Source organism: Streptomyces sporangiiformans, from assembly GCF_005768555.2.
Taxonomy (GTDB): Bacteria; Actinomycetota; Actinomycetes; order Streptomycetales; family Streptomycetaceae; genus Streptomyces; species Streptomyces sporangiiformans.
The window spans coordinates 47,943-58,287 of record NZ_VCHX02000046.1; the positions used below are offsets into that span (position 1 = coordinate 47,943).

Consider the following 10,345-nt stretch of genomic DNA (forward strand, 5'->3'; position numbering starts at 1 on the left):
CTGTGGCCTGCTGGGCAGAGGCTGTTGGCAGGTGCTGCAGATGCCGGTCCAGCACCTCAAGGTGTCCTGGAGGGCATCGAGGATCTGGTAGAGAGTGAGTCCGGCTCGGGTGCTTTTGGGGCCAGACGCTGCTCGGTAAGGAACGCGGGGGCGGCGGTCACGAGGGTGACGTGGTGGCGCCAGCCGGGCCAGGAACGGCCTTCGAAGTGGTCCAGGCCCAGGTTGTGCTTGAGTTCGCGGTAGTCGTGCTCGATGCACCAGCGGACCCTGGCCAGCCGGACCAGATCGGCGATCGGGGTGTCAGCCGGCAGGTTGGACAGCCCGTGGCAGGAGCAGCCGCCACTGCAGCGGGCAGGAGGCAGTGTCGGTGGCGGCGTGGACGCTGACCGCGACCTGGCAGTTGGCGCGCTTGCCCAAGGCCCCGCAGTACTGCGGGGCCACGGCAACCGACATTCTTCCGTCCTTGGGTACCGACACGTCATCGATCACCCAGGCCGTCGGGGCGATGAGCGGCAGCATCCGTTCGCAGATCCGACGCTGCACCGGCACCGGATCCCAGGTGGACTGGTTCACGAACTGCTGCAGGTACTGCTCGTTGCCGTCCTGCAGCCGAGCAGCCATGGCCTGGATCGACTTGCGGCGACCGTCCAACATCAGTCCCCGCAGGTAGCAGTCGCCCTTGGCCGGCTGGTCCTTACGCGGCACCGAGGGGGGCACATCTGCCACGTATAACGCCAACTTGGCCCGTACACGGTTCACTTCATGTGCGTTCTCTGAACTAGCAGCTGAGCTGTACGAGCGGCGCTGCTCACCACCACCCGAGCGTGCTGGAAGACATCGACCATGTCGGCCTGGTCACCGCCGGAGCCGATTGCTTGCCACCCAACAGGACCCCTCCCTCCTTCCGAGGCAGGCAGCCGCGCCGAAGGTATGCGCTCCACACCTGCTTCACGGCGCCGGTACGGCACCGATCTGCTGCATGACTCCGAGGAGGTCGGGCTGGCCTCGTTCGCCGACGATCCGGCCGTGGGCCAGGTAGTAGAAGTTCATGGCCTGCACCGAGACCTTGTTGCCGCTCGCAGGGATCCCGAAGAATTCGCCCTCGTGCGTGCCGCGCATGGTGAATCGCGCAGCCCCCGTGTCGCCTTCCCTGACCATCTCTTCCAGGGTCCATTGGACGTCCGGGAGTCCGCTGCGCATCATCCCGATGACTTCCATGTAGCCCTCGGGGCCTCGAAGCGGTTTCGGGTGACTCGGTGCGTGAAACACTGCGTCGGGAGAAATGACCTCGCGGGCAAGGTCCTCGTTGGCCGTGTTGATGAACTCGACGAAGCGGTTCATTACTGACTCGACAGGTTCCGGCGGCATCATTCTCTACCTTTCAGGGTGGTCGGTGGCGATCCGGCTTCCACGCTAACATCGAATCGATGTATACATCGATTCGATGTGGTTGTGGGATACTGGGGGCATGCTGGAACTAGCGATACTGGGCTTCCTGGCCGAGGGCTCCCTGCCCGGACACGAGCTACGCCGCCGGGTCTCGCAGTTGACCGGGTACACGCGGCCGGTCAGCGACGGCAGCCTGTATCCGGCGATCAGCCGCCTCGCCAAGGCGGGCCTGCTGGAGCGGTGCGCCGACCCGGGTGCGGGCGCAGCGAGGTACGTACTGAGCCTGACCGACGCCGGGCGCACTGAGCTGCTGAATCGGCTGCGCAAGCCGGCCGACCACGAGATCACCGACTTCACCCGCTTCTTCACCGTCCTGGCGTTCCTCTCCCACCTGCCCGACGTGTCCGAACAGCACGCGGTGCTGCGCAGACGGCTTGAGTTCCTGGAGGAGCCGGCGAGTTTCTTCTACGACGGTGACAGGCCGCTGCGAGCCGAGGAGGTCCCGGACCCCTACCGGCGCGGCATGCTGCTCACCGCCCGCGCCATCAGCAGCGCCGAACGCGCCTGGCTGCACAGGGTTCTGGATGGCGGCGAGCCCACCGAGAACGCTTCCTTCCCGCTCGACGAACCTGCAAGCTGACGGCCCACGGAGGTACCCATCCATGCTTGCCTCCTGGTACGACGAACAGGGCCCTGCCGCCGATGTCCTGCACGTTGGCGACCTGCCCGACCCCACCCCCGGCCCGGGCGAGGTCCGCGTCCGCGTCAACGTTTCGGGCGTCAATCCCGGCGACACCAAGAAGCGGCGCGGCTGGCTCGGCTCCTCGATGCCGCACCCGCGGGTGATCCCGCACAGCGACGCCGCCGGGGTCATCGACGCCGTGGGCGACGGGGTCGACGCCCGCCGCGTCGGACAGCGGGTCTGGGTGTACGGCGCCCAGTCCTACCGCCCCTCCGGCACCGCCGCCCAGTTCACTGTCGTACCCGCGGATCTGGCCGTCACGCTGCCCGACCACCTCAGCGACGAACTCGGCGCCAGCCTGGGCATCCCCGGGATCACCGCCCACCGCACCGTGTTCAGTGACGGCCCCGTCGACGGACACCTCGTGCTCGTGCACGGGGTGCTCGGCGGCGTCGGCTCCCTGGCCGCGCAGCTCGCCCGGTGGGGCGGCGCGACGGTGATCGGGACCGTGCGGCACGGCAGCGACCTGGACCGCGTCGACCCCGCCGTGGTCACCCACGCCGTGGCGCTCGACGCGGACGACCCCGTCTCCGCGATCCGCGCGCACGCTCCCAACGGGGTGCACCGAATCGTCGAAGTGGCCCTGTCCGACAACGCGGACCTGGACAACGCCGTCGTCGAGAACGGCGCGGTTATCGCTGCCTACGCCACCAGGGACGATCGGCCCCGACTTCCCTTCTGGCCCCTGCTGTTCAACAACGTCACGCTGCGCATGATCGGCAGCGACGACTTCCCCGTTGCGGCGAAACGGCAGGCGGTGCGCGACCTCACCGGCGCAGCCGCGGTCGGCATGCTGACCGTCGCCATCGGCGACCTGTACCCGCTGGAAAAGATCGCCCAAGCCCACGACCGTGTCGACGCCGGCGGCCGAGGTCGTGTACTGGTGACCATCCCCAGCTGAACTGCATCGGCGCGACGCGTCCCGTAAGGCCCCGGCTGCCAAAACTGTCACCATCCGCGGTCAGCCGTGGACCACGAACGAGATCAATAACTTCACCTCGGTTTGAGATCGGGACGGGGTGTGGGGGTGGGTCGTCCCCCCAGCGTGGAGCGCGAGGATCTCATGTAAGGCGAGTGGGAATGTCGTTATCTAGGGTTGTCAAGTCTTCTTTGCAGCTCAACATGGGTTACTGCGCTTCTGGCACGTGAGGCAAGTAGCCGGCGGCACGTGAGACTCATGTCTTCGGCGTGGTACTGGTGGGCTCGCCTCATTCGAGAGGGCGTCGTCGTAGGTCAGCCGAAGCCGCGGAGCGAGGTGGCGACGTACCCCAGCAGGACGAGGCAGAAGCTGCCGACGGCGACGAGCATCTGCGGAAGGCTCGGCTGACTCCCCAGCATCAGGGGACTCCAGCCCCAGAACACCAGCACGGTCAGCGCCGTGCGCACGGTCTGGAACGGCGCCGACCAGGCCACCTCCTGAAGGTCGTCGGCGTCGGGCACGAGGGCGAACACCGGGGTCAGGATCGCGCCGATGAGCGCGACGACGATGAAGGCGATCAACGAGCCCATGCCCAACTCGTCGTCCTGGAAGGCCTTCCAGCGGTTCTCGGCGAGCGTGGGCAGGTCCTTGCTCTCATTGACGTAACCGCCGAGACCGGGGTCGGACCGGGCCCACAGGACGTCGACCTCGGTTCCTTTGCCGGGCTTGTCGTGCGTGAAAGCACCGCGCACGGTGAGCCGTTCGGCACCGCCGGGCACGGAGACCACGGGCCGGGACGCGTATCCCTTCACGACGCCGTCGCTCAACTCCTGTCGTGTCGACTGCCGTTCCACGACCGCCGCGGTGCTCACCTCCGCGCCCGCGTCTCGCAGGGCGTCGAGGTTGTCGCCCGCGTTGGACGAGGTAAGGAGAGCGACGGCGAAAACGGCGGAGGAGAACGCGACGAGGACCCAGAGGGCACCGGTGCGAAGCTTGATCCAGAACTCGTCCGTGAACCCGTCGTCCTTGGGCTCGCCGCGCAGCACCCACAGCGCCACAACCCGCACCACCGCACACCCTACGGCGACGGCACCCCACACGAAGGGTTCGTGCCAGGGCCGGGCCATGGCGGTGGCCCCCAACAGCCACATGCAGGCGACGCCGGCCGCGACCGACGCCGCGAGCGAGCACAGCCGTACGAGCCATATCAGCGCCGAACGCACAGATCCTCCCGATGAACATGTGAAACGGCCTCACCGCGGCGCGCTCATCGACGTGCCGACGTACGCGGCCGGAACGAGCAGGAAACCACCCCCGGCGAACGCATCCCCGTCGGGGGTGGTTTCCTGCCCCAGCAGCAGCTTCGGGTAGCGCTCGCTGCAGGCCACCACCCGCCCCATGGCCCAGCGCGTGGTCAACGGCGTGAGTAGGCCCCCGGTCTACGGGCCGTACGAGCACGGGAATCCGGCACACGAGGCCATCTTCGGAGTGCCGGCCGAGCGCGTTCACCAAGCGCTCCAGCGCACCCGGGCCGACTGGGAGGCCGATTGCGCAAAGTGGCGCCGGGAGAAGCGGGATCTCGCCGCAGACCTGGCTCAGGCCGTCGCACCGAACCCGCAATAACCGGGACTTCCCTCACGTGGCCAACGTGCCTGACGACCCATCGGATAGCCGTTAGGCACGTAGGGAAACGGCCTCATACCTCACATGCCTTCTCCGAACTAACTGCGCCAGCAACTAGACGGGACGCCAAGCAACGAAGGTCCGATGAACCCAGCGGTCACACCTGTTCGGATTCGTTTTCGAGCTGGCTCGTCTTGGCCCGCAGCCATGCCGTCAGTTGGCGGACACGTCCGTCTTGTTCGGGTGGTTGGCGGCTGAGGAGGTGGTAGCTGGTGCCGTCGGGGACGAAACCGAAGGGTGCGACGAGTTGGCCCCGCTCCAGGTCGTCGCGGACGACGGCATACGGGGCGATCGCGATCCCGACGCCGGCCGCGGCGGCCTGGAGGGTCAGGTAGAAGTGCTCCAGGGTCTGCTGGGAGGCGGGCTCTGCTTTCATGCCGGTGATGCGTCGCCAGTCGTCCCACGCCTGCGGCCGCGTGCTGGTGTGCAGAAGGGCTGCCCCCGTCAGGTCGGCGGCGCCGGTCAGGCGGGCCGCGAGATCGGGCCGGCAGACGGGTCCGATCCTCTCCGCGAACAAGCGGGTCCGGCTCACCTCTTCGGGAAACGGGAAGTCGTCCCGGCGGATCGCGAGGTCGATGTTGTCCCGCTCGAAGAAGACGGGGCCGCCGCCTGCGGACAGGTGGACGGTGACGTCCGGCACGTTCACGGCCAGGTCGGGCAGCCGGGGAATGAGCCACCGCATCAGGAGTGTGGGCTCGCACGAGAGGGTGAGCGGTCCTGCGGGTGTGTGCTGTGAGATCTGCCGGGCGGCCGCATCGATCTGATCAAGTGCGTCTCTGACGATGGCCGCGAGCTGGCGCGCCTGCGGGGTCGGGCGCAAGGCGCGTGTCTGCCGCTCGAACAGTGATGTCCCAAGGGACCGCTCCAGGTTCTGGACCTGTCGGCTCACCGCGCCGTGCGTGACGTGCAGCTCCTGCGCCGCCGCGGTCATGCTCGCGTGCCGGACGGTCGCTTCGAAGGGCAGCAGAGTATTCAGAGGAGGCAGACCCGACCATCGCATACGTGAATTTTACTCACAGGTCTTGTGAGAATGAATCGCTTGTCCAGCTCTTTTGGCTGCCTGACTATTGATCCAGTCACAGAAAATTGCTGACCAATGGAGAGGTGGGGCATGACATTCCGCAACGACGAGCGGTCGGCCATCGCCATCCTGGCGGATGACCTCACCAGCGCCGGGGACGGCGCCGCACCCTTCCGCCGGGCCGGCCACGACGCCCGGATCCTGCTCTCCACCCCGGCAGCGGTGCCGCAGTACGCCACGGGCGTGACCGCGGTCGACCTTGGAAGCCGCGTACGGGACGAGGAGGCCGCCGCTCTGTGTACGTGGCGGGCGGCGCGCCTGTTCGCCGACTCCGAGCTGCTCTTGAAAACGGTGGATTCCACCCTGCGCGGTCATGTCGCGGTCGAGGTCCGGGCTGCGTGGGCGGGATCGCGGCGGAGAGCCGCCATCATCGCCCCGGCCTTCCCGGCGGAGGGCAGGGTGACGGTGGAGGGAGTCCAGTACGTGCGGGGCGTACCGGTCCACGAGAGTGACTTCGCACGCGACCCGGTACACCCCGCGCGGTGCTCGGACCTCGCGACGCTGTTCCCGGAGGCCGTTCCGGCAGGGCCGGGCCGGGCGGCCGAGCTGCCCGAACTGATCGACAACGGTGACCTGATCGTCTACTCCGCAGCGGATGATGACGACCTCGACCGCCTGGTGGCAGCGGTGCCGCGCCTCGACGACGTGCTGTGGGTCGGCTCCCCGGGGCTGGCGGCCGCCCTGGCCCGAAGGTGCGCACGCGCTGCTGGCAGCGCTACTTCGGTGCCTGCGCCCGCCCGACGCCCACTGATCGTCGTCGGCAGTGCCAACCCGGCGACCCGGCGGCAGCTAGCCGCGCTCCGCGCCCGGACGGATGTCCAAGGGATCACCGTCAGCGGCGATCCGGCCACGGCGGTGGAGACGCTACGCGGCCTGACGGCCCCCGTCCTCACCCTCCACACACCCGACGAACGCCACCCGCCACAGACCGCGCAAGCACTCGCCCGCTCTCTGGCAGCAGTCGTCCAGGCTCTCACCGAAGAGCACACGGTCGACGCTCTCATCGTCACCGGGGGAGAAACGGCCGCGACCGTGCTCCAGACCCTCGGTGCCACGGGCATCGGCCTGCTCGACGAACCCGAACCCGGCGTCGCCCGCGGAACGCTGCTCGGGCAGCTCCCCCTCCCCGTGCTGATCAAGGCGGGCGGCTTCGGTGACGACGCCATGCTCCTGCGCCTGTGCCACCTCATCCGACATCCCCTCGCCTCTGGAGAGCACACATGACCCCGATCGCCATCACCATGGGCGACCCCTGCGGAATCGGCCCCGAGATCACCCTCAAAGCGTGTGCCGATTCCCGGCGCACCGTGCCGGTTGTCGTCATCGGTGACATGGGCGTCCTTGCCCGCACCGACCGGGTCGCCGGAACGGGCCTCACCCTTCGCCCCATTTCATCCGTCGATCAGGCGGAGTTCGCGCCCGGCACGGTGGACGTCCTTGCCGAGAACGGCCTCCCGGCCGACCTGTCCTGGGGCACGCTCGACGCCCGAGCCGGAGCAGCGTCGTTCCAGTACGTCCGCCGCGGTATCCAGCTCGCGATGGCCCACGAGATACGGGCTCTGGTGACCGCGCCGATCAACAAGGAAGCACTGCGCATGTCCGGCGTCCCCTACCCCGGGCACACCGAGATCCTCGCCGACCTGTCCGACACCAAGGACTACGCGATGATGATGGCCACCGACGAACTGCGGACCGTCCTGGTCACCGTGCACCAGTCCCTCCGTACCGCGATCGACGCGATCACCACCGCCCGCGAACTCGACATCATCCGCCTCACCCACCGCACACTCCAGCGCAGCGGCCTGCCCACCCCGCGCATCGCCGTCGCCGGCCTCAACCCCCACGCAGGGGAGAACGGCCTGTTCGGCCGCGAGGACCTGGACATCATCACCCCCGCCATCCAGGCCGCACAGAGCGAAGGCATCCAGGCCAGCGGACCCTGGCCCGCCGACACCGTCTTCATGCGAGCGCGCGCCGGAGCCTTCGACGCCGTGGTCGCCCAGTACCACGACCAGGGCCTGATCCCCGTCAAGTACCTCGGGATCGAACACGGCGTCAACATCACCATCGGCCTGCCCTTCGTCCGCACCAGCGTCGACCACGGCACCGCCTTCGACATCGCAGGCCTCGGCACGGCCGACCACACCAGCCTGCTCACCGCCCTGCGCCACGCCGACCGCCTGTCCTCAGGGGCACCGGCCCGCCCCTGACCACCGACTCACACCACCCCGGAACAGAAAGCCGAAGGACACCGTGGACTTCATCTTCATGCTCACCCGCGACGACCGCACCGTCACCGACTGCCTCGACGTCCTCGACACCATCAAAGACCTCGGCATCACCCACATCGGATTCAAAGACATCGGCGTCGACCGCGACACCCTCGCCCAGCTCCACGCCCGCATCAAGGACATGGGCGCCACCACCTACCTCGAAGTCGTCAGCACCGACCGGGACCAGGCCCTTGCCTCCGTACGGACAGCCACCGAACTCGGCATCGACTGGCTGATGGGCGGTACCTGGATCAAGGAGACCCTCGATCTCCTGCAGGGCACGCCCATCGGCTACCTGCCCTTCGCCGGAGAACCCCTCGGGCACCCCACCCGCCTCGCCGGCAACCCGGACCGCATCGCCGACGACTGCCGACGGGCAGAAGCTGCGGGCTGCGCCGGCATTGACCTCCTCGCGTACCGCGCCACCGATGCCGACCCCCTCGACCTGGTCCGCGCCGCCCGCGCCGCCACCACCGGCCGCCTGGTCATCGCCGGCTCCATCACCAGCACCGACCAGATACAGGCACTCGCATCAGCCGGAGCCGACGCCTTCACCATCGGATCCGCCGCCTTCGACGGCTCCCTTCAACCCCACGCCGGAACCATCCGATCCCAACTGGCCCCCGTGGTCGGCCTGTAGCGAGAGCCGCCCCCGGGAACCCAGAAGAAGCGACCGAGCAAGGTCACGGGCGGGGTGAGGTCGAGTCACACGGCCATCGGCTGGATCTCTTGACTCCCCCTAAGCCGCTGCAACTCTGTGTCGAATACCAGCATGATGTACCACATTGTGGCATGACGGAAGGGTCCGAGGGCTGGGGGTGGATCCCCGAACCCGGGACGAATGCGAGCGTTGGGGCCCCAAGGGCGCGCCCCCTCCAAGTCGCCACCAAGCATCCTCACGCTCGGGACCCAGCTTGCGGCCCGGCGATACGAAAGGAAACCCCCGTGTCAGCTGCCAGGAAGCGTGTCGCCGTGGTCGGTGTGGGAACGATGGGCAGCCAGGCCGCTTGGCGGCTGGCGGCCCGGGGCGCGGAGGTCGTCGGCTACGACCGGTTCGCGCCTGGCCACGACCGCAGCGCCGCAGGTGGCGAGACCCGCGTCTTCCGCAGCGCACACTTCGAGGACACCCGGTACGTACCGCTGCTCCGGCACGCCGACGCCCTCTGGGGGCAGCTGCAGCAGGAGACCGGCCGTGAGTTGCGCCGACTGACCGGATGTCTGCTCATGGGGTCCACCGAGGAACAGCAGATGGCCACGGTCCTCGAGTCCATCGCGGAGCATGACCTCGACCATGAGGTGCTCGACGCGGAGACCTTGGCGAAACGTTTCCCTCAGTACCGGCTCGAAGACGGTGACGCCGTCGTGCTCGATCGACGCGCCGGCTTCATCCGCCCCGAACTGACCGTTCAGAGCGCCGCCCGCCGGGCCGAGCAGCTGGGTGCCGTCATCCATCGCTACACCACGGTCCGCGAGATCGTCCCCGTCGCGAACGGCGTGGAGATCCGCACCGACGCCGGCAGCGAGCGTTTCGACGCGGCCGTGGTAACCCCGGGCCCCTGGGTCAACGACCTGCTGCCCGGCCTGCCGTGGGAGGTGGAGATCCGCCGTCTGATCAGCGCCTGGTTCGTGCCCACCACCGACGCCTGGTTCGGCGAGGAGCGCCCCGCCTTCATCCGCACATCACCCACCCACTGCTACGGCCTGCCCTCCCCGGACGGAGTGTCGGTCAAGCTCGGCCTCTCCCAGGCCTTGCACAAGCCCGCGGGCGACCCCAACCAGCTGAACCGGACGGTACGGCCGGAGGAGCTGGAGATCTACAGCGATCTGATCGGCCGCCACCTGCCCGACCTGCACCCCGACCCGACCCGCCTGTCCGTCTATATGGAGGGCTACACCAAGAGCAGCCGCCCGCTGGTCGGTCCGCTGCCCGGGACCGGCAACGAGAACATGATCCTGCTCGCCGGTTTCTCCGGCCATGGCTTCAAGCTCTCCCCGGCCTATGGAGACATCGCCGCAGACCTGGCGCTGAACGGCAGCTCGCCTCAGCCCATCGACTTCATCTCGACCGCCGACCGCGCCGCGGCCTGAGTTGTCCCCCACCACCATCCGGCACATGCGACAAGGAGAACCACATGGCCAGTAGGAGACGTGTCGCCGTCGTCGGTACCGGCACGATGGGCAGCCAGGCAGCCTGGCGGCTGGCGGCACGGGGCGCCGACGTCGTGGCTTACGACCGCTTCGCCCCCGGCCACGACCGC

Annotated in this window: 11 protein-coding genes and 1 pseudogene; 7 read left to right on the forward strand and 5 right to left on the reverse strand. The window is 68.4% G+C overall.

All coding sequences use genetic code 11. The annotated features are described in order from the left end of the window. Positions 1-56: 56 nt before the first annotated feature. Positions 57-759 (reverse strand): annotated as a pseudogene (locus tag FGD71_RS03780) (IS701 family transposase). A 189-nt stretch (positions 760-948) separates the two neighbouring features. Beyond that, a complete protein-coding gene (locus FGD71_RS03785; protein ID WP_240436380.1) occupies positions 949-1,341 on the reverse strand; it encodes an ester cyclase in 393 nt (130 codons plus the stop codon). Between the two features lie 127 nt (positions 1,342-1,468). Here FGD71_RS03785 and FGD71_RS03790 point away from each other — a divergent pair, with 127 nt between their 5' ends. Together FGD71_RS03790 and FGD71_RS03795 are read left to right on the forward strand one after the other, a co-directional pair. Continuing rightward, positions 1,469-2,029, forward strand: a complete 561-nt coding sequence (locus FGD71_RS03790; RefSeq protein ID WP_119098933.1) for a PadR family transcriptional regulator — start codon at positions 1,469-1,471, stop codon at positions 2,027-2,029. Between the two features lie 22 nt (positions 2,030-2,051). Then, positions 2,052-3,032, forward strand: coding sequence for an NADPH:quinone reductase (locus FGD71_RS03795; protein WP_119098934.1), 981 nt, complete (start codon positions 2,052-2,054; stop codon positions 3,030-3,032). 332 nt (positions 3,033-3,364) lie between these two features. Here the strand turns inward: FGD71_RS03795 and FGD71_RS03800 are convergent, their stop codons facing one another. The 3 genes from FGD71_RS03800 to FGD71_RS03805 form a co-directional block, all read right to left on the reverse strand. Beyond that, positions 3,365-4,273, reverse strand: a complete 909-nt coding sequence (locus tag FGD71_RS03800; RefSeq protein WP_119098935.1) for a hypothetical protein — start codon at positions 4,271-4,273, stop codon at positions 3,365-3,367. 30 nt (positions 4,274-4,303) lie between these two features. After that, positions 4,304-4,468, reverse strand: coding sequence for a hypothetical protein (locus tag FGD71_RS47235; RefSeq protein ID WP_162931013.1), 165 nt, complete (start codon positions 4,466-4,468; stop codon positions 4,304-4,306). Between the two features lie 362 nt (positions 4,469-4,830). Continuing rightward, positions 4,831-5,733 carry a LysR substrate-binding domain-containing protein gene (locus FGD71_RS03805; protein ID WP_119098936.1) on the reverse strand — a complete coding sequence of 301 codons (903 nt, stop codon included), beginning with the start codon at positions 5,731-5,733 and terminating at the stop codon, positions 4,831-4,833. 111 nt (positions 5,734-5,844) lie between these two features. Between FGD71_RS03805 and FGD71_RS03810 the strand changes: the two genes are divergently transcribed. From FGD71_RS03810 to FGD71_RS03830, 5 genes are all read left to right on the forward strand, one after another. Further along, entirely contained in the window at positions 5,845-7,038 is a 1,194-nt protein-coding gene (locus FGD71_RS03810; RefSeq protein ID WP_162931014.1) for a four-carbon acid sugar kinase family protein, read from the forward strand. Then, positions 7,035-8,024, forward strand: a complete 990-nt coding sequence (pdxA, locus tag FGD71_RS03815) for a 4-hydroxythreonine-4-phosphate dehydrogenase PdxA (RefSeq protein ID WP_205571088.1) — start codon at positions 7,035-7,037, stop codon at positions 8,022-8,024. Before FGD71_RS03810 ends, pdxA begins: the two co-directional genes overlap by 4 nt. A gap of 43 nt (positions 8,025-8,067) precedes the next feature. After that, entirely contained in the window at positions 8,068-8,727 is a 660-nt protein-coding gene (locus FGD71_RS03820; RefSeq protein ID WP_119098938.1) for a HisA/HisF-related TIM barrel protein, read from the forward strand. Between the two features lie 305 nt (positions 8,728-9,032). Continuing rightward, positions 9,033-10,175: an N-methyl-L-tryptophan oxidase gene (gene solA / locus FGD71_RS03825; RefSeq protein ID WP_119098939.1), complete on the forward strand. Its 1,143-nt coding sequence runs from the start codon at positions 9,033-9,035 to the stop codon at positions 10,173-10,175. A 44-nt stretch (positions 10,176-10,219) separates the two neighbouring features. Next, a partial coding sequence (locus FGD71_RS03830) for an FAD-dependent oxidoreductase (protein ID WP_162931015.1) occupies positions 10,220-10,345 on the forward strand: 126 nt, incomplete at its 3' end.

Excerpts from the sequence above, each read along its gene's own strand:
- FGD71_RS03785 (WP_240436380.1), bottom strand. The coding sequence starts at position 1,341 with ATGAACCGCTTCGTCGAGTTCATCAACACGGCCAACGAGGACCTTGCC.
- FGD71_RS03790 (WP_119098933.1), top strand. The coding sequence starts at position 1,469 with ATGCTGGAACTAGCGATACTGGGCTTCCTGGCCGAGGGCTCCCTGCCC.
- FGD71_RS03795 (WP_119098934.1), top strand. The coding sequence starts at position 2,052 with ATGCTTGCCTCCTGGTACGACGAACAGGGCCCTGCCGCCGATGTCCTG.
- FGD71_RS03805 (WP_119098936.1), bottom strand. The coding sequence starts at position 5,733 with ATGCGATGGTCGGGTCTGCCTCCTCTGAATACTCTGCTGCCCTTCGAA.
- FGD71_RS03810 (WP_162931014.1), top strand. The coding sequence starts at position 5,845 with ATGACATTCCGCAACGACGAGCGGTCGGCCATCGCCATCCTGGCGGAT.
- pdxA (WP_205571088.1), top strand. The coding sequence starts at position 7,035 with ATGACCCCGATCGCCATCACCATGGGCGACCCCTGCGGAATCGGCCCC.